This window comes from Flavobacterium celericrescens, assembly GCF_011392075.1.
Taxonomy (GTDB): Bacteria; Bacteroidota; Bacteroidia; order Flavobacteriales; family Flavobacteriaceae; genus Flavobacterium; species Flavobacterium celericrescens.
In genome coordinates this window covers 190,257-215,568 of sequence record NZ_JAAJBV010000005.1, presented here as the reverse complement: position 1 = coordinate 215,568, position 25,312 = coordinate 190,257, and the positions used below count along the sequence as shown (strand labels likewise).

Annotated in this window: 20 protein-coding genes; 18 read left to right on the top strand and 2 right to left on the bottom strand. The window is 29.1% G+C overall.

Annotated features, from left to right (window positions below; all coding sequences use genetic code 11):
• Positions 1-126: 126 nt before the first annotated feature.
• The 7 genes from G4L40_RS08775 (at position 127) to G4L40_RS08745 (ending at position 6,161) form a co-directional block, all read left to right on the top strand.
• Positions 127-1,263, top strand: a complete 1,137-nt coding sequence (locus G4L40_RS08775) for a tyrosine-type recombinase/integrase (protein ID WP_166236827.1) — start codon at positions 127-129, stop codon at positions 1,261-1,263.
• A gap of 85 nt (positions 1,264-1,348) precedes the next feature.
• Positions 1,349-2,380: a hypothetical protein gene (locus G4L40_RS08770; RefSeq protein WP_166236826.1), complete on the top strand. Its 1,032-nt coding sequence runs from the start codon at positions 1,349-1,351 to the stop codon at positions 2,378-2,380.
• 74 nt (positions 2,381-2,454) lie between these two features.
• Positions 2,455-2,742, top strand: a complete 288-nt coding sequence (locus tag G4L40_RS08765; protein ID WP_166236825.1) for a helix-turn-helix transcriptional regulator — start codon at positions 2,455-2,457, stop codon at positions 2,740-2,742.
• A 95-nt stretch (positions 2,743-2,837) separates the two neighbouring features.
• A complete protein-coding gene (locus tag G4L40_RS08760; RefSeq protein ID WP_166236824.1) occupies positions 2,838-4,031 on the top strand; it encodes a VapE domain-containing protein in 1,194 nt (397 codons plus the stop codon).
• 434 nt (positions 4,032-4,465) lie between these two features.
• On the top strand, positions 4,466-5,254 hold the full coding sequence (locus G4L40_RS08755; protein WP_166236823.1) for a hypothetical protein: 789 nt from the start codon (positions 4,466-4,468) through the stop codon (positions 5,252-5,254).
• 15 nt (positions 5,255-5,269) lie between these two features.
• A complete protein-coding gene (locus tag G4L40_RS08750; protein ID WP_166236822.1) occupies positions 5,270-5,860 on the top strand; it encodes a ParA family protein in 591 nt (196 codons plus the stop codon).
• 76 nt (positions 5,861-5,936) lie between these two features.
• Positions 5,937-6,161: a hypothetical protein gene (locus tag G4L40_RS08745; RefSeq protein WP_166236821.1), complete on the top strand. Its 225-nt coding sequence runs from the start codon at positions 5,937-5,939 to the stop codon at positions 6,159-6,161.
• A 174-nt stretch (positions 6,162-6,335) separates the two neighbouring features.
• Here the strand turns inward: G4L40_RS08745 and G4L40_RS08740 are convergent, their stop codons facing one another.
• Positions 6,336-6,851, bottom strand: coding sequence for a hypothetical protein (locus tag G4L40_RS08740; protein WP_166236820.1), 516 nt, complete (start codon positions 6,849-6,851; stop codon positions 6,336-6,338).
• A gap of 474 nt (positions 6,852-7,325) precedes the next feature.
• Here G4L40_RS08740 and G4L40_RS08735 point away from each other — a divergent pair, with 474 nt between their 5' ends.
• From G4L40_RS08735 to G4L40_RS08700, 8 genes are all read left to right on the top strand, one after another.
• On the top strand, positions 7,326-10,547 hold the full coding sequence (locus G4L40_RS08735) for a type ISP restriction/modification enzyme (protein ID WP_166236819.1): 3,222 nt from the start codon (positions 7,326-7,328) through the stop codon (positions 10,545-10,547).
• A 4-nt stretch (positions 10,548-10,551) separates the two neighbouring features.
• The gene (locus G4L40_RS08730) at positions 10,552-11,118 is read left to right on the top strand and encodes a hypothetical protein (RefSeq protein ID WP_166236818.1); all 567 of its coding nucleotides are present in this window, start codon (positions 10,552-10,554) and stop codon (positions 11,116-11,118) included.
• 184 nt (positions 11,119-11,302) lie between these two features.
• Positions 11,303-14,476, top strand: coding sequence for a P-loop NTPase fold protein (locus G4L40_RS08725; protein ID WP_166236817.1), 3,174 nt, complete (start codon positions 11,303-11,305; stop codon positions 14,474-14,476).
• Between the two features lie 144 nt (positions 14,477-14,620).
• On the top strand, positions 14,621-16,660 hold the full coding sequence (locus G4L40_RS08720; protein WP_166236816.1) for an ATP-dependent nuclease: 2,040 nt from the start codon (positions 14,621-14,623) through the stop codon (positions 16,658-16,660).
• 3 nt (positions 16,661-16,663) lie between these two features.
• Complete coding sequence (locus tag G4L40_RS08715; RefSeq protein WP_166236815.1) at positions 16,664-18,427, top strand: UvrD-helicase domain-containing protein; 1,764 nt, start codon at positions 16,664-16,666, stop codon at positions 18,425-18,427.
• Positions 18,428-18,475: 48 nt separating this feature from the next.
• Positions 18,476-20,248, top strand: a complete 1,773-nt coding sequence (locus tag G4L40_RS08710) for a DUF262 domain-containing protein (RefSeq protein ID WP_166236814.1) — start codon at positions 18,476-18,478, stop codon at positions 20,246-20,248.
• A 72-nt stretch (positions 20,249-20,320) separates the two neighbouring features.
• On the top strand, positions 20,321-20,959 hold the full coding sequence (locus tag G4L40_RS08705; protein ID WP_166236813.1) for a ribonuclease H1 domain-containing protein: 639 nt from the start codon (positions 20,321-20,323) through the stop codon (positions 20,957-20,959).
• A 5-nt stretch (positions 20,960-20,964) separates the two neighbouring features.
• On the top strand, positions 20,965-23,106 hold the full coding sequence (locus G4L40_RS08700) for a UvrD-helicase domain-containing protein (protein ID WP_166236812.1): 2,142 nt from the start codon (positions 20,965-20,967) through the stop codon (positions 23,104-23,106).
• A gap of 82 nt (positions 23,107-23,188) precedes the next feature.
• Here the strand turns inward: G4L40_RS08700 and G4L40_RS08695 are convergent, their stop codons facing one another.
• The gene (locus G4L40_RS08695) at positions 23,189-23,488 is read right to left on the bottom strand and encodes a HipA N-terminal domain-containing protein (protein ID WP_166236811.1); all 300 of its coding nucleotides are present in this window, start codon (positions 23,486-23,488) and stop codon (positions 23,189-23,191) included.
• A gap of 246 nt (positions 23,489-23,734) precedes the next feature.
• On the opposite strand from G4L40_RS08695, the gene G4L40_RS08690 reads away from it, so the two are divergent.
• From G4L40_RS08690 to G4L40_RS08680, 3 genes are all read left to right on the top strand, one after another.
• A complete protein-coding gene (locus G4L40_RS08690; RefSeq protein WP_235922625.1) occupies positions 23,735-23,971 on the top strand; it encodes a helix-turn-helix transcriptional regulator in 237 nt (78 codons plus the stop codon).
• A gap of 157 nt (positions 23,972-24,128) precedes the next feature.
• Positions 24,129-24,416 (top strand): DUF6922 domain-containing protein, encoded by a 288-nt coding sequence (locus G4L40_RS08685; RefSeq protein WP_394367767.1) that lies wholly within the window; start codon positions 24,129-24,131, stop codon positions 24,414-24,416.
• Positions 24,413-25,183 carry a nucleotidyl transferase AbiEii/AbiGii toxin family protein gene (locus G4L40_RS08680; protein WP_166236808.1) on the top strand — a complete coding sequence of 257 codons (771 nt, stop codon included), beginning with the start codon at positions 24,413-24,415 and terminating at the stop codon, positions 25,181-25,183. The genes G4L40_RS08685 and G4L40_RS08680 overlap by 4 nt, the downstream gene beginning before the upstream one ends.
• Positions 25,184-25,312 lie beyond the last annotated feature (129 nt).

The window sequence follows — 25,312 nt, the reverse complement described above, 5'->3', positions numbered from 1 at the left end:
TTTTGTTCTTTTACTTGACTAGCAAGTATTTACAAGTCTTTCGACTTGTTTATGATTTACCTTATTAGTACATTTGTTTCATCTCATGTACACCTTCATACTAAAAAGGTGTAAAAATGTACACCTATGAAAATCACTTTAAAGAAGAAAAAACTTAAGAATGACAAGTACAGTCTTTACCTAGAATATTATAAAGGCTCACAATTAGATAAAGACGGTAAAAGAATTCACATAAGAGACTTTGAGTATTTAAAACTGTATCTTCATCAAAATCCACTTACTGCTGCTGAAAAGAAAGAAAACAAAGAAACTGAACTTTTAGCGGAGCAAATCCTATCTATTAGAAAAGCTGAATTCTTTCAGGGTAAGTTTGATATTAAAAATACTTCAAAATCAAAAAGACGTTTCCTGGATTTTTTTATTGAAAAAACTGAAGAGAAAAGTGATTCCCCTAAAAACTATGGAAACTGGACCGCTACATTTCTACATTTAAAAAGATGTATCAATCCTAATTTACTATTTGAAGAGATTGATGAAGAATTTGTGAAAATGGTTCGCAACTACTTTGACAAGGAAGCAAAAACTAAAAGTAATTTACCTCTTTCCCTTAATTCAAAATACTCCTATCTGAATAAATTTAAAGCATGTTTGAGAGCTGCTTTTGATGAAGGCTATCTATCTATCAATTATGCTTCAAAAATCAAATCTTTTGAGCAAGCTGAAAGTCAAAGAGAATATTTAACCTATCAAGAATTACAAGCTCTCGCTAGCACAAATTGTAAATACCAGGTACTTAAAAATGCTTTTATTTTTTCCTGTTTAACCGGATTGCGTTGGTCTGACATCAATACTTTAACCTGGAGTGAAGTTAGAGATGAAGACAATGGAATTAGTAGAATAAATTTTCGCCAAGAAAAAACAGATGGTGTTGAATATTTATACATCTCAAATCAGTCAAGAGAATTACTAGGTGAAAGACAACACCCTTCAGAAAGGGTTTTTAAAGGTTTAAAATATGGAGCGGTTTACAATAATGAGATTGTACGTTGGTGTAACAGAGCAGGTATTTCAAAACACATTACTTTCCACAGTGCCAGACATACTAATGCTGTGCTATTACTCGAAAATGGAGCTGATATTTATACAGTTTCAAAACGTCTTGGGCATCGGGAGATCCGAACTACAACGATTTACGCTAAAATTGTAGATAAAAAAATGAAAGAAGCAGCTAACTTAATTCCTATTATAAATCTCACCTTTTAATGTCATGATAAATAAATATTTTAAATACAATCGTAAATTACAAAAGTTGAGCGATTCACTTCTTTCTTTTGACAATTCAAGCAAAATGAAAAAAAAATTAATTAAAAAGATATCTAAATTAAATGAGTTTCAATTTATAATGCTTTTTAATGGATTTATTATTGAAAAAGGAATTGATGAAGTAACTGAGAATGAACTAATGTTATTTATTTTAACTGATAAAATCCATTATCCAAATAATCCTCATTCAGGAATAGATATTTATGAAAATAAATATCTTAGTAATGATGAATTAAAAGAAATTATAAACTCTGGAATTACATTAACACACGAAAGATTAAACTGCAAAAGTAAAATTGAAAAATTAGTTAAAAATCTATTTATTGTACCATACCAAATAGATAATTATAGTGATGAGACTCTTTTAGATGTTCAACTAAAAAAATATAGTGAAAATTCAATGGAATTCTTAAAAGAGTTCCCAAAAACTACTCAAATCACAAAACTTAATTATTTAAGAGACAAAATAATCGATACCTTTTTAGTTGAAATATCAATTTTAAGTGACTTCATTACAAAAAACATTAGCCTTAAAAATACTGAAACGAATAAAAAAAATCAACTTATTTTCATTTTAGAAGAAGTATTAAAACTTGAAGAAAAATTAATTGAATTAGATAAAGTTATCGTAAATAAAATAGATAGCTATAATATAAAAAAAGAGGGAAATTATTTTATTGATTCTGATACTGAATTATTAAAAAAACTTTACTCAGAATTAGAAAAAAATGATTTCATAGATATACACAAAACTTCTCAAGAAGAATTCATAGAAGTATTAAAATCTGATTGGGATGAACACAATTCTATAATACACATAAAAATGGATAGTATACAATTTGGCTATTTTATTGAACGCTTATTTGTAGAACTAAAAATTAAAATCCATATGTCAAGTATAGAATATGCTGGTAATATCATAACCAAAAACGGCAAAATAAATGCACGCTCAGCATCTTCTTCATATTCAAATTCCAAAAAAAAGGGAACATTACCCAAAAGACATAAAAATATAGAATCGATATTTGAAAAATTAAAAATGAATAAAAAAGATTAACATATTAATCTTTTAATTTTTTTCTATTTTCCTATACTGACATTTGCTCATATAAACTTAAAAAAAGTAAAAATATGGACGCAAATGAAGTAATTATCGAGAAGCTTAACAAGCTTGAAACATTATTAGTAAGTAGTGTAAAACAAATTTTAACTGTTGAAGATCTAATTAATTACACTGGGTTTTCAAGAAGTTATATTTACAAACTGGTTCATAAGAATATCCTACCCTATTCTAAACCAAATGGAAAAACTTTGTTCTTCCAAAAAAATGAGATTGATTCTTTTCTTTTACAAAACAAATCTGTTTCAAATGCTCAATTGACTCAAAAAGCATTTGATTATGTGGCAAAATCAAAATAAAAAAAAGCACAATTGAACTGCGAATTCACTTGTGCTTATGTTTTTTAATCTCTTTGTATATGTGCACTGCAAATATACAATAATTCCGTTATTGTATGAAAGATAAAGATAAAAAACTGTTGTATCAAACTGATACAGCATCAAATACGATATTTGATAGAATTATCAAATACATTAATACTAAATATAGAATCCGCTTCAATACTATTTCATTAGATTACGAAATAAATATTATTGGGGATGATTATTGGGAGCCTCTAAATTTATATTCTTTACTAATTGAATTAAATCGAAATAATATTGAAACTAACTACAATAAGTTAGAAACTCTTATAAAATCTAACTTAATTGAAAGATATGATCCGATTAAGGAATATTTTTTAGAACTGCCGAAGTGGAATAAAGATGTTGATTATATCAAAAAATTAGCTTCCTATGTAAAAACTGATGATGATGAAGCTTTTATCTATCATTTAAAAAAATGGTTTGCTAGAGCTGTAAAATGTGCTTTTGAAAAAGAAAAAATCAACAAACACTGTATCGTTCTAGCCAATGGTGATCAGCATGCCGGAAAATCTACTTATCTAAACAGTTTTATCCCAAAGAAACTTGAAAATTATATGGGTGTAAATATTGGAACTGATAAGGATTCCAGGATTAAAATGTGTAAAAACTTCTTAATCAATTTAGAAGAATTGTCTGTAATCGGAAAAGCTGAAGTTAACTACATAAAATCATTAATTAGTATGTTTTATATCAACGAGCGTTTACCATATGAAAGAAAAGCTGAAAATTTACCTCGTATTTGCTCATTTATTGGTTCAACAAATATGGTCGATTTTCTTACAGATGAAACGGGTTCTGTTCGATGGATAATTTTTGATGTCATTGGAAGAATTGACTTTAATTATTCTAAAGAAATTGATATGGATGATGTGTGGTCACAAGCTTATTATCTAGCCTATTATGACAATAGTTTTGAAGCAGAATTAACCCATCAAGATGTCATTGAAAATGAGTTGAGAAATGAAAAATATACCAATTACACCATCGAACAGGAAACAGTATTAAAATACTTCGAAAAGACAGATAATATCATCTATTTCAATACAGCAACAGAAATAATGACAAAACTAATCCCGTTGGGTTTGAAACTTAACCGAGAAAGAATTGGTAAGGCTTTAAGCGGTTTTAAATTCAGCAGAATAAAACATCCAAAAAAACAAGTTTATGGTTATTTAGCAAAACCTAAATTCAATATTAGTCCGGTTGAAATAATGAATAATTAAAATATTAGTTACCTAACTTACCTAGTTACCTAAACCCTTATATAATAGGACTTTTTAATAGGTAACTAAAGAAAAAAGAGTCTACCTATACTTACCTTAAAAACTCAGGTAACAAGGTAACCTTTAGGTAATATAAAAAAACTGCGTAAACAATTGAGTTTACTGGCTTAGGTAACTAGGTAGCCAAAATCGGCAAATAATTAGATAACGAAAATCAGAAATTGAACTTAAAGGAAATAAATGAGAAATTTTATTTTCTCTTTTTCCCTTAAGTTAACTTTTTTTGAAGTTGTCAGGAGTTAAAAATTAATTTAAAAAAATCAATCCGTCGAGTTAACCATACGGAGTAGTTATAGCCCACTATAACTAGAATAGAAAAAATTCTAGTTGTGGGCTCTCCCGAGGGGGTCTGCGACGCTTTAAATTCGTTAAATATGGAAAAATCCTCAATACATTTTGAAAACGTTAAACCTACTAGTCAGTCTCATAATTTAAGACAAAGAACTTTTGATTATGTTAGAAAGGATTTAACAAAATTCAATAAATCATATGGTAATATGAAACCACATCCAGAAGTGATTGAAGAATTAAAAAAAATAATAAAAGAGAAAACTGGAAGATCAGCTCAAGCAAAAGCTAAGTTTCTAATTGAAGGGGTTTTCCTTTTTAAAAAAGATCACACAAACGCCGAGTTAGTTGAAGTAGTTAATAATTTCGGAAAGAAATTTAATGTCAGTCTAAAAGAACTTCATATCCATAGAGATGAAGGACATTATGACAAAACCACTAATGAGTGGAAGCCAAACTATCATGCCCATTTAGTTGTGGAAAATATAAATCGAGAAACAGGAAAGTCTGTAAAATGGGACAAAGAAGATTTGTCAAGAATTCAAGACTATTTTGCTGAAGCATTAAACATGCAAAGAGGTATTAAATCCGATAGAAAGCATTTAGGAGCCTTAGAATACAAAGTCAAAAAAGAACAAGAGCAATTAGATAAAATACAAAATGAGAAATTAGCAGTACACAACAAAAGAACATTTGAAATACAAGGCAAAGTATTTACTGAATATTTTCTTAAAACATTAAATTCAGATGAACAAAAGAAATATTTAGAACATCTTAAAAAGCATCCATTAGGAGATGAATACTTTAAAATTTTAAATAAACAAGAACAAGAGCACGAAAAACAAAAATCTAAAACTCTTAAATACAAACGTTAACCAAGTAACCAAAATATGGCAAAAATAATCCTAATTACCCATCAAAAAGGAGGAGTTGGCAAAAGTACACTCACCTTTAACCTAGCACAAAACTTTTCCAGTAGTTCTAAAGTTGCTATTCTCGACTTTGACTTACAAGGTAGTTTGAGTCAATTGAAAGAAATTGTTACTGATTTCGATGTGATTCCATTTGTTGAAGAAATAAATAGTATTTCAAACTTAAACTATGATTTCATATTTATTGATACGCCACCTTATTTATCAAATCATTTATCAAAATTGATTCAAATTGCAGATTTAATCCTGGTCCCAACCAAAGCTGGAATTTTAGACATATTGGCTATTAAAAGTACATTGAAACTTATTGAACATGAACACAAATCAAATTCAACTCTCATCGTATTTAATATGATTAAACCAAACACGACATTAACGCAAGATATATTAATTAGTTTGGAAGAATATAATGTACCAATTGCTAAAACATACATCAGTGATTTAGTTGCTTTCACAAGGTCTGTAATTTTGAAAGGAGTTACAAATGACCGTAATGCAAAATTCCAATTAGATCAACTAACAAAAGAGGTTTTATTTTTGTTGTTATAATTCTATGAATATATAAATCTATAATTATATAAAACTATAATCATATAATTCTATAAATCTATAAATGTATATAAATATGAAATCAGATAATATAAATGACCTAATAAACAAGGTTAAGTCTAATAATGAACAAAGTAAAATTCAAAAAATTGTACCTGTTTCTATTAAAGAAATTGAAGAAATACAATTTTCATTCTATATTGAAAAAGAGTTATACAAAAAATTGAAATTGAAATCGATTAATGAAGAAATGAGTATGAAAGAAATCATGAATGAAGCTCTTAGAAAATTCATTTGTTAACTAATCTCGGAATTTAGAAGAAAAGAAAAACAAATCTTACACCATCAAAAACAAAAAAAGACTTGATTAACTCAAGTCTTTTTTCTGTCTGATCTCACTTTTTGGTCGGTTTCACCTAAGTTACTCTCTCCGCCAAGACTATACCCAGCTCCAGTGAAACAAATTTAATGAAATTTAATTTTCCAAAAAATATTTTTCCATATTATTTGAAAGCAATTGAGTAGAAATTTTCATGTACTCAGATTTATTAATCATTCCAGGTTTATTGAAATCAAATAAAATCAATCTATCTAACATGACTCTAAAATAAGCTAGAACTGAATCTGTGATTAAACCATTATTTTTATATTCCATTAAGTCTTCACAAATTTTAATTTTTATACCCCCTTCAGTTTGTTTTTTATCTTTATTGGTAAGCATATAAATTACAAATAAGGATTGATTATAAGTTTCATTGGCACTTAAAATATCAATTAAATTAATTCGCTCCATTACATTTAATTGGAACAAAAATTCAATTGAAATCTTACGAAAAAAAGTATCTTTTTCAATGCCATCGTCCATATTTAAGAGATTGATAAATTCATCTGAAGTGCATGAATCAATTAAAAGTTCAGGAGTTGTTTTAGCTCCAAATAAAACCATATTTAAAAATACGGTTCTAACATCAAGTAAAGTTGAGTTTTCCATAAGCATAAAAAAATGCGTGAGACATTAGCCAACCGAAATAGAGGTACTAGGAGACCCAACAAACAGAGGACTACGCCCACGCAAGTATTATGCACGGGCGTAAGCCTATTAATTCATTGGTTTGTTTAGAAGATTCCTAGTTTTCTATTCCCAAGATTAATAGCTTACGCGATTAAATATATTTTCTGATGTAAAAATAGAAATTCTAATCCAATTCTTTTTAGTCTTTTCTCTTTCTTTTTTCTAATGTCAAAAAAAGAAAATAAAGGCAAACAAAAGCAACTACCTAGCGGAAACAATTTTTACCATTTCATTTACGGTTTTCCTCATTTATTTTGTTTTCCCTTTGTTTACCTTTGTTTCCAATGGTACCCCCGTAAAAATACCTGGTTTGAAAATCAGGTATTTTTACGGGTTGTAAATACCCTTTTTTTTCCTTATGTTTGAAAAAGTCAGAATTTAATTACTAGTCTAATGACACTTACCCAATATATCGATAAAATTAACACGCTTTACAAAACGGGAAATGCCCGTGAACATTCGTATCGAGGTGATTTACAAAATCTTTTAATGTATTTATTACCAGATATTTTGGTAACTAACGAGCCCGCTCGTGTTAATTGTGGTGCTCCTGATTATGTATTAACTCGTAAAGATGTTCCAGTAGGATATATAGAGGCAAAAGATGTAACTCAAGACTTGAATGATAAAAAGTTAAAAGAACAATTTGATCGATACAAAGCGGGATTATCAAATTTGATTTTTACCGATTATATGGATTTCCATTTTTATAAAGATGGCGAATTCACTACTAAAATTGCTATTGCTTCCATTGAAAATGGTGTCATTGTTGCCAAACCTGAAAACTTTGAGCAGTTTACTAATCTTATTCAAAACTTTGCTGTTACGGTAAGTCAAACGATTAAGTCGCCTACAAAATTGGCACAAATGATGGCAGGAAAAGCTCGTTTGATGGCTGATGTAATTGAAAAATCGTTAAACAATGACGACCAAGATGGCAATCGTTCTCAATTAAAGTCTCAAATGTTAGCATTTCAAAGCATGCTAATTCATGATATTGACAACAAAGCTTTCTCTGATATATACGCTCAAACTATTGCTTACGGAATGTTTGCAGCTCGTTATCATGACCCTACGTTGCCAACTTTTTCAAGAGAAGAAGCTGCGACTTTGATTCCAAAAAGTAATCCGTTTTTACGCAAGTTATTTCAAGATATTGCAGGCTATGATTTAGATAACCGATTGGTTTGGATTGTAGACGAATTGGTAAACATTTTCTTGGCTTCAGATGTTGCCTTGATTATGAAAAACTTTGGTAAAAGCACCAAACAGGAAGACCCTGTTGTACACTTTTATGAAACGTTTTTGGGTGAATACAATCCTGCATTACGAAAAGCACGAGGTGTTTGGTATACACCACAACCAGTTGTAAACTTCATTGTACGTGCTGTAGATGATATTTTAAAAACCGAGTTTGGCTTAAAAGAAGGTTTAGCAGATACCAGTAAAATAAAAGTAAAAAAGACGATTCCTAAATTTGATGAACGTTCTAAAACAAAATCAAAAGTTATTGGAGAACAAACGACTGAACAAGAAATACACAAAGTGCAAATCTTAGACCCAGCTACTGGAACTGGAACATTTTTGGCTGAAGTAGTTAAACACATTTATAAAAAATTTGAAGGTCAACAAGGTATATGGAGTAAGTATGTGACAAAGGATTTAATACCTCGCTTAAATGGTTTTGAGTTGTTAATGGCGAGTTATGCTATGGCACATTTGAAAATGGATATGCTATTAACCGAAACAGGTTATAAATCTACCGACGACCAACGTTTTAAAATATTTTTGACCAACAGTTTAGAAGAAGCCCATCCTGATACGCAAACCCTTTTTAGTAGTTGGTTAAGTGATGAAGCCGACCAAGCCAACGCTATTAAACGTGAAGCTCCAGTAATGGTGGTTATGGGAAATCCTCCATATAGCGGTGAAAGTGCTAATAAAGGTGAATGGATTATGAACCTCATGGAAGATTATAAAAAAGAACCAGGAGGTAAAGAAAAATTAAAAGAACGAAATCCAAAATGGATAAATGATGACTATGTGAAGTTTATGCGTTTTGGGCAACATTTTATAGATAAAAACGGAAGTGGAATTTTAGCATTCATAAATCCTCATGGCTTTTTAGATAATCCAACATTTAGAGGAATGCGTTGGAATTTATTGAAAACGTATGATAAAATTTATACTATAGATTTACATGGCAACAGTAAGAAAAAAGAAACTGCACCCGATGGTTCTATTGACCAAAATGTATTTGACATTATGCAAGGTGTCTCAATCAATTTATTTGTAAAAACAGGAAAGAAAAAAGAAAATGACTTGGCAGATGTTTTTCATTATGATTTATTTGGAAAAAGAGAATTGAAATATGATTTTTTATCAAAAAATTCTATAAAAACAATTGAATATAAAAAATTACCGAATGTTTCTCCTAATTATTTTTTTCAAGATAAAGATTTTGGTGTACAAGGTGTTTATGATGGTGGAATAAGTATAGACAAGTTATTTCAAACTAATTCTGTAGGAGTAGTAACTGCAAGAGAAGATATCACAATTACTTTTGACAAAAGTTATCTAGAAAATATAATTCATGATTTTAAAAATCTTGAAGCCGAAACTATAAGAAAAAAATATAATATTTCTGAAGACACGAGAGATTGGAAAGTTTCATTTGCAATTGAAGATTTAAAAAAGAATGAGGGAAGTTTTGTTAAAATAGCTTGTAAACCATTTGATTTAAGAACAACTTTTTATACTGGAACAACAAAAGGTTTTTATTCTTATCCGAGAAAAGAAGTAATGAGAAATTTTATCAATAAAGATAATATTGGATTAGTTGTTTCAAAACAAGCTTCTCAAGGATTCAAACATGTTTTTTTAACAAATACTATTTGTAATCTAAATTTAACCGGAACTGCTGGTAAGTTTGGTGCTGGTTATACATTCCCACTCTATCTCTACCGAGAATCCACAACCCAACAAAGTTTATTAAACGAAACAACACGCACACCTAATCTCAACATGGAAATAGTAAGCGAGATAGCTAAAGGTTTAGGTTTACAGTTTGTTCTTGAAAAAGAAGAAGGCAATGTATGCATGGCTAACAACTCCGAAGTTCGAGATGAATTTAGAACCACGTTTGCACCAATAGATATTTTAGACTATATCTATGCTGTTTTACATAGTCCAAATTACAGAGAAAAATATAAAGAGTTTTTAAAAATTGATTTTCCACGAGTGCCCTATCCAAAAGACAGAGCAACATTTTGTAATTTGGTAGAACTAGGTAGTGAGTTAAGACAAATTCATTTATTGGAAAGCGACGTTGTAGAAAAGTACATTACAAAATATCCTGAAGATGGCGATAATGTTGTTACAAAGCCAATTTACAAAGAAGGTAACGTTTATATCAACTCAACACAATACTTCGCCAATGTTCCAGAAGTTGCATGGAACTTCTACATTGGTGGCTACCAACCAGCTCAAAAATGGCTTAAAGACCGCAAAGATCGTGAATTAAGCTATGAGGATATTCTGCATTATCAAAAAATAATTGTAGCGTTAAGTGAGACGGATAGGATTATGAATGGGATTGATAAAATTGAAATATAAAAATATGAATATAGTTCAAAATCAAGCAAAAGAGTTTTTAGAATATTCATTATTTGAAGGCTATTCATATAAAACTTTTGTAGATAAAGTGAGAAGCCAAATTTATGATTATAGAAAAGTAAGTCATAAAATTATTTTTATTGAAACATTACTTGTTAGTATAAAAGTTGAATATGACAATCACTACAAAGTTTGTTCAGATAAAGAAAATTGTTCGCAAAATAAGTTTTATGAAAATACACTTTTCTTCTTACAAGAGGACTTAGAAGATTTAGAAGAAAGAATTAGTCCAGAAGATTTTACTTCATTTGAAAAGAAGGGTATAAATGAAAACTTAGAAAAAATTCTCAACGAATTAAATCAAATTAAATTAGGGCAAGAATTAACTTATGAAGACTTATCCAAAGAGTTTGAAGATTTAAAAGATTTGTATTTTTTAAATAAAAAGCATTGGTCACAAATTTTCACAGGAAAGCTAACTGAAATGGTTGCAAGTGGAGTTATTAGTGAAGCTTACAGTAAAAAAATTATTGATTTGATTAGTGAGAACTATGATAAATTGTTGAGTTAATAACATAAATTAGAATAATTATACAACAAATAATGCCAATATTAATTTCATGGTGTATGAGTTTTATGAGTTAAGTGAGGAGTAAATAGGGATTATTGAAAATAGCTAAGAAAAGATGAATAAAAAGATTTGAAGTTTTGTTGTTTAAAAAATACGACGATGATTTAGAATATAAGAAGAAATTATGAAAGAAATAGAATATCCAAAATTTTTACCAAACACTCCAATTGGAGCAGACCTATTTGAAGGTAAATCTCAAGATAAAATTGCTGAAGTTATTAGTGAAGTAATAACAAATAATAATTTTCAAGTTGTAGGTATTGATGGTGCTTGGGGAACTGGCAAAAGTAATTTGGTTGAAATTATTAAGACAAAACTTAATAATCATAATTTCTTCATGTATGATGTTTGGGGGCATCAAGAAGACGATCAACGTAAAGCAATATTAGTTGAACTAACAGAATTTATTTCGTGTGAAAAGAGAAATTTAGTTGCTAATAAAAGTAAATGGGAAGAGAAATTAAAAAAATTATTATCAAAAGAAAAAGAGGTTACAACAATTAATCGACCTTATTTAAGTGTTGGCTTTATATTTTCTTTATTTTCAATAGTTTATATTCCAACAGTGAATGTGTTTAAGGATTCTATGGTGGATTTTTTTGGAATTGAAAAAATATTATGGAAACTTTTACTTGTAGCATTTCCAATATTCATTGTTTTAGGCATCTATGTTTATAATTTTTTTAGTTGTTGGTGTTATTATAAAAATGGCTTTTTAGATTCTTTTAAACTAGCTTCTCAAAAAACATTTCAAGTCTACACCAACAAACAAGAAGAAGAAACAAAAATTGAAACAATTTCTGAAAACGAACCTTCAGTAAGAGACTTTAGAAATTGGTTAAAAGAAATTGACTCAGATTTAAAAGATAAAAAAGTAATATTAGTATTTGATAATTTTGATAGACTACCAAAGAAGCATATTTTAAGCATTTGGTCTTCAATACATATCTTTTTTGCTGAAGAAAAATATAAAAACATTAAAGTAATAATACCTTTTGACAGACTACACATCAAGAATGCATTTAAAGAATTAAATTCTGATAATTCAGATACTGATTATGCAAACGATTATATAAATAAAACATTTGACCTTGTTTATAGGGTTTCACAGCCTATTTTATCTGATTGGAAAGACTTTTTTAAAACCAAATGGCTTGATGCATTTGGTGAAGTAGACGAAGAAGAATACTTAAAAGTTCTTCAAATTTATGAAACATTTAGAGAAAAAATAACTCCCCGTGAGATAATAGTCTGTATAAATGAAATAGTGTCAATAAAATTACTTGATGACTCCATTCCTGATAGATACATAGCGATTTTTGTTTTAAATAAAGATGAAATTTTAGAATCACCTTTAAAAGCAATAAGTATTGCTAAGTTTTTAAAAGGGCTAGATTACTTGTATATGGAAGATGAAGATTTTCAAAAACACATCACTGCACTTGCTTATCAAATTAAGCCAGACAATGCACTTGAAGTTGTATATACAAAACAATTAAAAGATTGTATCATTAATTCTAAAAACGATATTTTTAAAGAGATCTCAAAGACAATGATTTTTGATAAAATTATAGATTCTGTTATACATGAATTAAGTAATAATAATAACCTGATTTTAGTTTTAGATAAAATTGAAGAAGATGCTAAAATCTCAAAAATTCATTTAAAAAGTATATGGAATGGTATCTATCTCAAAATGGTTAACTCATTTCATGACGGGTTTGATATTGTTGAATATCAGAAGACATTAATTAAAAATATCGAAAAAGAGAAAGCAGAAGTCTTTATTTCAAAAATCCTTGATAAACTTTTGAATCATGATAATTTCGCTTCAGATAAGTTTTCAAAAATGATTGACGAGTTACAGGATTACATAGTAAATCAAAATATTGAAATTAATGTTTTTGATATACTAAATGAAAAGCCTGTTAAAAAAATTGACGCATTATCTTTTATCAATTTTGTTAAGCAAAAAGAAGATAAATATCCGGATTATAAATTATCAACTGACGAGAGTAAACTAAACGAGTACTTGATTAATTTAGATGCTGAAGAATTGAGAGCTACTGAATATTTGAAAATAATAAATCAAGATTTTGTTTTAAATGATTTTCAAAAAGAAGTGAGAAACAAAATTGAACAGTATAAAAACGACTCAGATTCAGTTGCATTTTTAGTGAATACCTTAAAATATATTTCAGACAAACCACTCGAATTAGTTTTTGGTGATGATGAAATTTATTCTTTATTTTCTCAAACTAAAAGTAGTAATCCTTTCTATTACGATATAATTTGTTTGCGTTTAGCAAGATCTAATGAATACAATAATTCATATGTTAGTTATTTTCAAAATGTTTTAGATGATAATAGCGAAGCTTTAGCTAAAGAGATAGCAGAACGCATTGAATTTTATATAGATTTTGATGATTTCTTAATTAATGGTAAACATTTTTTAAATTCATTACTTTATAAAAATGTAGCTAATCATTTGGTAGGTAATCTATCTGAAAATAACAATAGATATATACTAAAAAGTTTATTGATACATTTTGAAGATATCTCTGATTATTTAGAAATTGAACCTAGCAGTTTAATTTTAAAGCTTAATACGTTTAATTTAAAAAAATTAAAACCTGAAGATGTTTTAGAGTTTCCAATTTACTTATTTGAACAGATTACAACACATGATAATGAGCTAAAAAAATACCTATATGATTTGTCTAATAATTATTTTGATGAACTTTCTTCTGAAGGATGGATTCAATTACTAAGTGATTTTGAAAATAAAAATTATGCTTTACTCAAGAAAATAAATTATAAAAACTGGAATAGTAATTCGCTAGAAGCATTCAAATCTGTTTTATCTGAGAATATAATAAACAATGTTTTTCAAAACCGTGTTGAGTGGGAATTTATTCTGGATAGTTTCAAAGGGTCTGGTATTAGTATAGTTAATACTCTTAAAGATATTAGGGATGTTTTATACGATAATCCGTCATACACATCAAGTGAGATCTTTAAACTATTATTTAATCCTTTCATTGAGTATTCAATTATACATGATAAGCCTAAAGAAGCATTTAGAACGTTTTTTAAAGTTCAATTTTTAAATGACATTTCGATTTTAAAATTATTGATTGATAATTCTGAAAAAATCAAAGAATTGTTAAATATGTCTGAGAGTTCAACAACTGCTGACTTCAAGCATGCAATTAGAGATAAAAAAGAAGAGAACGATAATATTAAAATTTTAGCAAGTAAATTAGATATTAGATCTTTAAAAAAAACAAATGAATAGACAATTCTTATACCAATACATCAGCTTTAGAGCGTGAGCTAGATTTTATGGCTTATTAGTTGAATGGATTGAGAGAGAAGGAGAATGAGATTTTTGAAAATAGTTAATAAATCTGAAATGTAAAAGTTAAACCACCATAAGAGTATGAAAATAAAAACAATAGAAATAAAAAATTTTAGATTACTTAAAGATGTATCACTATCTCTAGAAGATAACACAACTGTAATTGTGGGAAGAAACAATTCAGGAAAAACATCTTTAACTGAAATTTTCCGTCGTTTAACCACTGATAAAATACCATCTTTTTCTCTCCATGACTTTAGTATTCCTGCTGTAGCTAGTTTCACAAATGCACTTAACAAAAAACTTAGCGGTTTTGATGATAATAAAATTCGCGAGGAACTACCGGTAATTGAAATAAAAATAACGATAGAGTATCCTAAAGGAGCTGACGATTTAGGTGTCCTAGGAGATTTTATAATTGATCTTGACCCAGATACAAATACTGTAGCAATCATTATTCAATATTTACTAAAAGATGGGAAAATAAATGCACTTTTTGATGGTATAGTAGATACAGGCCCAGAAAACATTAATCTACTACATAAATTATTAAAAGAGAGAATTCCAAATCTATATGAAACACGTATTATTTCGATAGATCCAAATGATCATGAAAATGCAATCTTAATGGACTTTTCAAGATTTAAACTGCTGTTAGGTTCTGGTTTTATAAATGCTCAACGAGGCCTCGATGATGTGACCCATGCTGAGAAAGATGTGTTGGGTAAGGTTTTGGCAAAGTTATTTAAAACTTCCACATCTAAAACAGCTCCAGCTGAAATGCAAGTTCAATCAGATGCTTTAAAAAAAGTTGTAAGTGGTATACAAGAAACAATTGATACGGACTTTAAAACCCAATTGGATCGTTTAATACCTGCTTTAGGTTTGTTTGGTTATCCTGGTCTATCAGATCCAAATTTAACAACAGAGACAACTATAGATATCTCTAATATTTTAGAAAGTCATACAAAAATAAGGTATGCACAAGGAAATAATCTCTTTTTACCTGAAACATATAATGGGTTAGGCTCAAGAAATTTGATTTATATATTATTTCAGCTTTTTGAATTTTTTCGAGAATATCAAAGTAGGCAAATTTCAAATAGTTTAGATATTATTTTTATCGAAGAGCCAGAAGCACACTTGCATCCTCAAATGCAACAAATATTTATTCGAAAATTAGATGAGATTGTAATAGAATTCTCTAAAACTTTAAATGGTGGAGTTCCTTGGCCTGTACAGTTTGTAGTAACAACGCATTCAACACATATTGCCAATGAAGCTCCGTTTGAATCAATTCGTTATTTTTTAACCTCTACAGGTATTCAACGAAAAACAACAATAAAAGATTTAAGAAAAGAATTTACCAATCCCGCAATTAGAGTTGATAAAGAATTTTTACATAAATATTTAACGCTAACGAAATGCGATCTGTATTTTGCAGATAAAGCTATACTTATTGAAGGTCCTGTTGAAAGAATATTGATGCCTCTACTTATTACAAAAAGTGATAATGCTGATTTATCAAAGCCTCCGTTAGCGACACAATATGTTACAACAATCGAAGTTGGTGGTGCTTATGCACACCATTTTTATAAATTTTTAGATTTTCTAGAACTAAAAAGTTTGGTAATAACAGACTTAGATTCTGTATACCAAGCTCCTGGCAGTACAGCTTATAGTGCTTGCTTAGCCCATGAGGGTACTCATACAACAAATACAGGAATTAAGAACTGGTTTGATCCTAGTTACCAAGGGTATTATCCACTTGAATCCTGTAAAGCTAAAACAACAGAGGAAAAAATTGTAGGATCAAGAAGAATTACTTATCAAATCCCTGAAAATGGCACGATAGCAATTGGTAGAAGTTTTGAAGAAGCACTAATATTGGCAAATTGTAGAAAGTTTGGTGTAACTGGTGATACAGTTCCTTTGAGAGAGCAAAGCTCCAAAGACTTGGCTCCTGATAACAAAGAAAAAACAACCTTTGCTTTAAAATATGCATTGGAAGATAACAATTGGCAAGCACCAGCATATATTGTAGAGGGTCTTCAATGGTTGGCCACAAATCCGATAACAACTGCTACGGAATTAGTTGTAGTTAATGAACCAGGAGAATAAAATATGAGTATAGAAGTAAATATTAGTCCCGCGGAAAAAGCATCGATTGAATGCATAGAAAAGGTGTATAAAGCAATTGATGAGCGAAAAAACTTTCTTGTTGAAGCAGGTGCTGGTGCAGGAAAAACATATACATTGGTTAAGGCACTAAAGTATTTAATTAATAAAAATGCAGATACGTATTTAAAAGCAAATAAAAGAATAGCTTGTATAACATATACTAACGTAGCCAGAGACGAAATTCGTTCGAGAACAGATAACCACCCAGTAATATTTGCAGATACTATTCACGCATTTGCTTGGGGAGTAATACAAGACTTTCAGAACGCATTACGTGAGAAAATAGCAGGTTTAAGTGAAAAATGGCAGGCTCGTATTGATGAGGCTGGAGGTCTCAATAATCAACAAGTTATATACAACCTTGGATACCCCAAAATTACAAATGAAGAAATTTTTCTTCATCATGATGATGTTATTAAACTTCTGACATTATTTTTGAATGACCTGAAGTTTAAAAGAATTTTGACAAGTAAATTTCCAATTATTTTAATTGATGAATATCAAGATACCAATAAAGATTTAGCAGATGCTTTAGTGTCTAATTTCATAGAGTCGGAAAGCGGTCCTATAATAGGTTTTTTTGGAGACCATTGGCAGAAAATATATGGTAGTACTTCCTGTGGTTTAATAGAAGCGAGTTCAAATAAATTGGAAGTTATCGGTAAACAAGCAAACTTTCGTTCAGAAAAAAATATTGTAGATGCACTCAATAAAATGAGACCTGAATTAAAACAGTTTGAATATAACCCAGATTCCGTTGGTGATATTATCGTATTTCATTCTAATAATTGGGTTGGCGAAAGAAGAACAGATGGTCATTCTGCGGGTGATCTTCCTGCTGAAGTAGCGCATGATTTTTTAGAGTGGACTAAAAACACATTGAATAAACAAGAGTGGAATATTTCTCCGGAGAACACGAAGATACTGATGCTTACAAACAATGTATTAGCCTCTGAACAAAACTACCAAAATGTTTTCACCACATTTAGTGATACGGACGATTTTCTGAAAAAAAATGATCCCTACATCAGTTTCTTGGCAGATGTGGTTGAAGTTGGGGCAACTTCTTTCGAGAAAAAAAAATACGGGGAAATGATTGAAGCATTTAAGATGAATACTCCTCGAATTAGAAAACACACTGACAAAAAGATTTGGTTTGAAGACATGACTTCCTTAATTAATCTACAAAAAAATGGCACAGTTGGTGAAGTTATAGATTTACTCAAAATCACTAATAAACCAAGATTATCAAATAAAGTAGCTGAACGAGAGCAACGATTTGCTGAATTATCGACACTAAATCAGGATAGTATAAGTGAGGAGGATAAAAAGTTTTTCAGTAAAATAAGTAAAATTCGTTCAATACCTTATACAGAAATTAAAAATGTTGTTAAATACATTGATGATAAAACTCTATATTCTACAAAACACGGTGTTAAAGGGGCGCAATTTGAAAATGTTATTGTTGTTCTTGGTCGTGGATGGAATCATTACAACTGGAATCAACTTTTAGAATGGATTCACATTGGTGTACCAAAAGGAAAGCAAGATACTTTTGAACGTAACAGAAATTTATTTTATGTAGCATGCTCAAGACCTCAGAAGAGATTATGTTTGCTATTCACCCAAGGATTATCAGAAAACGCAATTCTAGGAGTGCAGTCATTGTTTGGCGATGTAATTTTTCCAGCTACACCCAAATATTAATAGTTTTCGTAAAAATAATTTTAAAAAAAATATACAAATTAAATAACTATGGAAGATATTTTCAAGCCCCAGAGCTTAACCATTGGAGAATTATTTGGTAATAAAGATGCATTATATCAAATACCCCGATACCAACGTCCATACTCTTGGGGAGATGATCAACTTGAAAAATTATGGGACGATTTAATTGAAGCACAAATTACTGGAGAGCCTAATTATTTTTTGGGGTCAGTAATAACTGCAAAACCTGAAGAAACATCCAATTATTTGGATGTAGTAGATGGTCAACAAAGATTAACAACTCTATTAATTTTATTATGTGTTTGTAGAGATTTATATCCCAATCTAAATAATAATATACTTGATATAGACCCTTTTGCTGTGGATGCAAAAATGGTAAAATCTTCAATACGTTTTAATGATCGCTTTGAACGATTAAGACTACGAACACATTCTAATCATGAAAGTGACTTCCAAGAGTTGGTATTACAAGATGGTAAGGCCATTTTAAACAAGAAACCTTACAAAAAAGAATTAAGAGTAGAAGTAGCACCAAAATTCAAATTCATGAATACTTCTTTGTTTTTTAAAGAAAAACTAAATGAGTTAGGCGAGGAAAAATCTGGTGAGTTTATAAACTATTTATTTAATAAAGTAAAAATTATTCGAATTGATTGCCAATCCGTAAGTTTTGCCATTAAATTATTTCAGGTACTTAATGATAGAGGGCTTGATTTATCTAATGCTGATTTAATTAAAAGTTTCCTCATTGGTAAAATTCATAAAATATATGAAGGCGATAATGAATTAAAAAAACAAAAAGAAGATCAATTTATGGATGATTGGAAAATTTGTGAAAATATCGCAATAGATACTTATGAAAATATGAATAATCTTTTTGTAATGTATGAATACTCATTACTAGCTAAAAATCCTGAAAAATCCTTATATGATGAATTAAAGAGACTTTTTGAAGAAAAAGATCCTAATAATGTTATTAGTAATTTTAAAAAATTTGTTACTCATTACAAGAATGATGTCTACTATAGAGAGGATGCATTAATGTATAGTTTCTTTTATATCAGGTGGACAATGTATTGGAAAAGTATAGTATTGACAGCTTTGCATACGGAATATCCAGAATATGAAAGTTTTTTAAAAGTTTTTAAACGCTATTACTATATTAATTGGATTGCAGGAAATACATTAACAAAGATTAAACAAACCTCATTTAATATTATCGGTTGGATAAGGGACAAAAAGCCTTTAATCTTCATTCAAGAAGAGTTAGAAAAAGGATTAAAAAATGATACTATAAAAAGAGCTATTGAAAATCTTAATGGAGACATTTATTATGAGCCTTGGTGTAAACCACTATTGTTTTTATTAGAATATAAGCAGCAAGATAGTCCTAATTATCTTTCTATGGACAATAGAAATATTCATATAGAACATATCTTGCCAAGAGCATATGAAAAGAATATAGATTGGGAATATTTTAAGGGTGTAGATGGAATTGATACATGGGTTAACACTGGCGGAAACTTAACTTTATTGAGTGGTTCCAAAAATATTGTAGCTAGTAACAATAGCTTTGATAAAAAAATAATTGCCTATGACGGTACTGGATATCATGAAGGTAATGATGATAAAGTAACTTCATTCAATATAACTCAGAAAATTGTTAATGATTATAATTCTAATAAATTTGAAAAATCATGGAATTCAGATTCGATAAATGATAGATGGGTTTGGTTTTGTAATCAAGTAGAAAGTGAACTAGAAATTGATTTAACTGAAATCAAAGAAGTTTTATTATAAGTTTTAAACTCAGCTATTTCTAAAAAGAAAGTTGATGGCTCAAAAGATTAAGGATTATTATTTTTCATTGTAATGGCAAAGAAGCCCAAATTTTATGTCGTTTGGAAAGGAAGAGAAACAGGTGTTTTTTCTTCATGGGAAGACTGTAAAGCGCAAACTAATGGTTTTGATGGTGCAGTTTTTAAATCGTTTGAATCTAAAGCCTTGGCAGAACAAGCTTTTCATGATTCAAGTTCACACTACATAGGAAAAAATAAAAAAGTAGTGAGCTCACTTTCAAAAGAAGCCTTAGCGCTTATAGGTGAACCTATTGAAGATGCTATTGCTGTTGACGGAGCTTGGAATACAAATACAGGTGTAGTTGAATATCAAGGAGTTTATCTAAAAACATATGAAGTATTATTTCATGTTGGTCCTTTAGATGATGGTACTAACAATATTGTTGAATTTTTAGCTATAGTACATGCATTAGCATTATCAAAACAATGGCATTGGAAAATTCCTATTTACTCAGACAGTAGAATAGCATTAGGCTGGGTAAATGAAAAAAAAGCAAGAACGAATCATCCACCAAGTGAGAAAAACAAAAAACTATTTGAATTGATAGCAAGAGCTGAAAAATGGTTGGAAAATAACACCTATGAAAACGAATTATTAAAATGGGAAACCAAAGCATGGGGTGAAAATCCTGCTGATTTTGGTAGAAAATAAATTTTATGTTAGACAATAACAACATATTAGATGGTTTAAACGACAAACAACAAGAAGCTGTAGTTAGTGATAACAAGCGTCTTTTAGTTTTGGCCGGTGCAGGTTCAGGAAAAACAAAAACCTTATTGCAAAAAATCATTTATTTAATCGAAGAAAAGAAAGTACATCCATCAAGTATTTTAGCAATTACATTTACTAAAAATGCTACTAATGAAATGATGGATCGTCTAATTGTAGCTGCTGATACAACGGGTTTATATGAGCGTATTATTTTTAGTAAAGTATTAACTAAGAAAGAAAAAGACGCCGAACGTAGAAATTGGCAGCGTAAATACAAATGGATTGAAGGATTAACGGTTCGTACTTTTCATAGTTTTTGTTATAGTGTCTTGCGTTCAGATGGAGTAAAAGAATTTGATAATAAATTTAAGATTATAGGTGATGAAAAATCAACAGACATTGAAGATATTTCTAACAGAATAGCTGATGAAACTGTTTTTGAAGTATTCCACAAAATCTTCATTGAAAAATGTGATGATAATGCTTTCTTGTTAAAAACAAAGCGTTATGTTTTGGATTATTTAGTTGATAAAATTCATATTTCAAAAGAATACGAGAATACTAAAGTTACCGATGGCAAGTTTTACACCACTTTGAATGGTACAAAAGTAAAGTCTAAATCCGAACAATACATTGCAGATTGGCTTTACAGACATAGTATTTCTTTTGAATATGAACCTTTGCTAAATGTAAAAGACTTTGATTTTCATCCTGATTTTTATATTCCAGATGCTAATTTGTATCTAGAGCACGTTAGTGATTTGAGTTATCCAATGGAAGCTAAAGAAAAACAGTTTGCCAAAGGAAATATTTTGTATGCCAAAACTTTTGAAAAAGACACTCAAGATTCAGCTGTATTCAATCACACCTTAGATAAAATTGTAAAAAGTAGATTACCATACGATTTTCATGAAAAGAAACAATTGAGCTTTTTAGAAGAGTTCAAAGGATATTTTGAAGAAGTAAAAGACTTTGTTCGTCAAATCATTCGAATTTGTGATATGATAAAAGTAGAGAATATCTCTCTTGATGAAGTAATTAAAAGAGCTTCAGAAGATAAACATGAACGTATCAGAGTGTTTTATGAATTAGCGATTCCAATTATTTCAGAATATATAGCTTACACCACCAATAAATCATATCTTGACTTTAATGACTTAATATCTAAGACAACTTCTTTATTTACAAACCATGAAGATGTAAGACAGCGTTATCTAGATAAATTTCAATATGTATTAGTTGATGAATTTCAAGATGTAAATAATTTACAAGTTGAACTTATAAGATTACTTATAAAGCCAGAAACTCAATTATTTTGTGTTGGTGATGATTGGCAAAGTATTTACGGTTTTAGAGGATCCAATGTAGAATATATTATCAATTTTGAAAAGTATTTCTCAAATGCACAAGTAATTAAACTCAATCAAAACTATAGAAGTGAGAGAAATATTGTAGAAGCAAGTAATGAAGTTATTAAATACAACAAACACAAAATTGATAAAGACATTGCAGCTGTAAAAGATTCTCAGCAAAAAATCATTATTCAAAAAGGGAATAATTTAGATGATAATATAAGATATTGTATTGAAAAAGTACAAGAGCTATTAGAAGATGGATATGCTAAAGATGATATTTTATTCTTATACAGAAGGAATAATATGTTTTCAAGCTACCGAAATGAGTTCAAACAAAACAAATTCTTTGTTAATGGTAAAACAATTCATGCTTCAAAAGGACTTGAAGCAAAGGTAGTTTTCATTATTGGCCTTACAGAAGGAAAAGGAGGTTTTCCAGATGTTTGGCTCGAAGATAGACTATTTCAAATTATTAAAAAGGCTGATTACAATTTGCTTTTAGAAGAAGAAAGAAGGTTGTTTTATGTAGCTATTACGAGAGCAAAAGACAAATTATATTTAGTTACAGAAAAAGGAAATGAATCAAGTTTTTTGAATGAAATTCCGGATGAATATACTTCAAAAAGTAATCAATTAGGAAAAATAAATCATAGACAAAATGAATGTGTAAAATGTCATGCTCCCATGAAAGAAGATTGGATTGTTTGTCCAAAGTGTGGTAATAAAAAATGACACTTATAATTACCTCTATTTAAAATAATAAAATGATGTGGTGAATAAGTTATTTATTCACCGCATTTTATTTAGAATCCATCTACTCAACCGTCACAGCACCTACTAAATTACCTCCAACTGCTACTAATTGAGAGAAATAATCATCAGGGTTAATATTTGTATTTTTCAATAAGCCCTCTAACATGAATCCTTCAGGAAGTAACCCATCAAAAAAAGGCGGAAATGAATTATAACAATACTTTCTTTGACTTGTGGGCATCGTTAGTGAAACTGAATCTCCTTTGTAGTTATCATCATATTCAAAATAATATTCAGTTGAAGAAATTTCAGTTAACACTCCTGCTCTATTGTTGTGAACATAAACAATTGCTTTTCTCATAATTACTTTTTTCTCAAAAATAATGAAATTATGCGGTGAATAATTTACCATTTCATTTTAAAAAAGACTCTAGACAACTTTTAAACTTACTTTTTTACAAGTAAAATTACATAAACCCAATATTAAACTTGCAAAAATGATTGTTATTTAAAACAAAAAGGGGAATTTTGTGTATAATAACATTCATTTTATATGAACACTAAAAAGCAAGTTATTTTTCCTAAGTACAATTTACTTCTTGAAAAAATGGGTGAAAATATAAAATTGGCTCGCAAAAGAAGAAAATTAACTACAGTACAAGTTGCTGAGCGTGCTAATATTTCTCGTTCGACATTATACTTAATCGAATCTGGGAATCCTAGTGTAGCAATGGGTGGTTACTTTAATGTTTTGAGAGTATTAGGCCTTCAAGATGATTTTTTAAAGTTAGCTGATGATGACACTTTAGGTAGAAAACTTCAAGATATTGAACTTTTAAAGTAAAAAAACAATATTTCGTACAATGAAAACCTGAATCTATCAAGTTAAATATCTAATTTTAAATATTTTATTTGGTATACTTTTTGAAATTCCAAATTCGTAGTTTACTAGAAAATAAGAAGAAATCGTTTATTTAGAATAATTTTCATAACTTTGTATTGTGAAACAAACAGTTAACATAGCAACCATCTTTCCTAAACATTTATTTTGGGACATGGATTATAGTAAGTTAAATCCTGCTAAGGATAAAGATATTATAATCCCAAGAGCTATGTATGCCACAACTCCTGCAACTTTTGAAAAGGATATTCAAAAATTAGAAAGCCTTTATTCAAAAAAAGATATTATTAAATATCTTAAAAGCACTAAAGAACGTATTACTAATACGGTATGTGAAATGGTAGCTGAAAGATATAATGTAGAAGCATTTTATCGTTTCAAAATATGAGTGCAGTCTCTGCCGAATTAATCCAAATTATCAAAGAACTTCAAAGCTTAACTAGTTTAGAAGGTTTTTCTTTAGCTGGAGGAACTAATTTAGCTTTACGCTATAATCATAGAGTTTCTATTGATATTGATTTAATAGTCCCTAAAATTATTGGTAAAAATGGTTATGAAGCCATAATAAGTGAAGTAGAAAGTTATTATGGAAAGGATAACACAACTATTCAGCTTATTAATGAAGAATTTGGAGATCAATTTCTTTTTTTAAGAGTTTTTATCACAAAAGGTGATTTAACTGTCAAAGTAGAATTTCTTCAAAATATGATTACACTATCTGAAACAGAAATTCATGAGGATATTAGAGTGGTTTCTAAATTAGATATTGGATTGTTCAAATTAATGAGTGCTTCAAATAGATTGGCCAAAAAAGATATTTACGATTTAGCTTATATCACAGAAGAAATATCAATTATTGAATTATATAATAATCTAAAGGATAAAAAAGAGAGATATTGCGAACCAATCCACAGAACTATCTTCGATTTAGATGATGAAGTTAGTCCCATTGATAACCCTGAATTACTTTTAGAATTTGATTCAGTTGCATCAAATTCCAATTCAAGACCATTTCACTCACACGACAGAATTGATTTAGTAGAAGGAAGCAAATCTTGGATTTTAGCAAGAACGGAATGGAGAAGCAACGTACGTAAGCTTTTTAATCATTTAGAAAAAGACTTTCCTAGTCCAAAAGGAATTGATATTAGATAAAGAATAAAATATTTTTTTTATGTTTTTTTCCTTTAATAATTAATTTTTGTAACACCCCGAGTACACCTCCACCCTCTTTAACCCTTATGAATAAAGAGAAAAAAGATATTGTATTGGGAAATAATTTTA

Coding starts and splice junctions, on each gene's coding strand:
- G4L40_RS08775 (WP_166236827.1), top strand. CDS start 127: ATGAAAATCACTTTAAAGAAGAAAAAACTTAAGAATGACAAGTACAGT.
- G4L40_RS08770 (WP_166236826.1), top strand. CDS start 1,349: ATGAAAAAAAAATTAATTAAAAAGATATCTAAATTAAATGAGTTTCAA.
- G4L40_RS08765 (WP_166236825.1), top strand. CDS start 2,455: ATGGACGCAAATGAAGTAATTATCGAGAAGCTTAACAAGCTTGAAACA.
- G4L40_RS08760 (WP_166236824.1), top strand. CDS start 2,838: ATGAAAGATAAAGATAAAAAACTGTTGTATCAAACTGATACAGCATCA.
- G4L40_RS08755 (WP_166236823.1), top strand. CDS start 4,466: ATGGAAAAATCCTCAATACATTTTGAAAACGTTAAACCTACTAGTCAG.
- G4L40_RS08750 (WP_166236822.1), top strand. CDS start 5,270: ATGGCAAAAATAATCCTAATTACCCATCAAAAAGGAGGAGTTGGCAAA.
- G4L40_RS08745 (WP_166236821.1), top strand. CDS start 5,937: ATGAAATCAGATAATATAAATGACCTAATAAACAAGGTTAAGTCTAAT.
- G4L40_RS08740 (WP_166236820.1), bottom strand. CDS start 6,851: ATGGAAAACTCAACTTTACTTGATGTTAGAACCGTATTTTTAAATATG.
- G4L40_RS08735 (WP_166236819.1), top strand. CDS start 7,326: ATGACACTTACCCAATATATCGATAAAATTAACACGCTTTACAAAACG.
- G4L40_RS08730 (WP_166236818.1), top strand. CDS start 10,552: ATGAATATAGTTCAAAATCAAGCAAAAGAGTTTTTAGAATATTCATTA.
- G4L40_RS08725 (WP_166236817.1), top strand. CDS start 11,303: ATGAAAGAAATAGAATATCCAAAATTTTTACCAAACACTCCAATTGGA.
- G4L40_RS08720 (WP_166236816.1), top strand. CDS start 14,621: ATGAAAATAAAAACAATAGAAATAAAAAATTTTAGATTACTTAAAGAT.
- G4L40_RS08715 (WP_166236815.1), top strand. CDS start 16,664: ATGAGTATAGAAGTAAATATTAGTCCCGCGGAAAAAGCATCGATTGAA.
- G4L40_RS08710 (WP_166236814.1), top strand. CDS start 18,476: ATGGAAGATATTTTCAAGCCCCAGAGCTTAACCATTGGAGAATTATTT.
- G4L40_RS08705 (WP_166236813.1), top strand. CDS start 20,321: ATGGCAAAGAAGCCCAAATTTTATGTCGTTTGGAAAGGAAGAGAAACA.
- G4L40_RS08700 (WP_166236812.1), top strand. CDS start 20,965: ATGTTAGACAATAACAACATATTAGATGGTTTAAACGACAAACAACAA.
- G4L40_RS08695 (WP_166236811.1), bottom strand. CDS start 23,488: ATGAGAAAAGCAATTGTTTATGTTCACAACAATAGAGCAGGAGTGTTA.
- G4L40_RS08690 (WP_235922625.1), top strand. CDS start 23,735: ATGGGTGAAAATATAAAATTGGCTCGCAAAAGAAGAAAATTAACTACA.
- G4L40_RS08680 (WP_166236808.1), top strand. CDS start 24,413: ATGAGTGCAGTCTCTGCCGAATTAATCCAAATTATCAAAGAACTTCAA.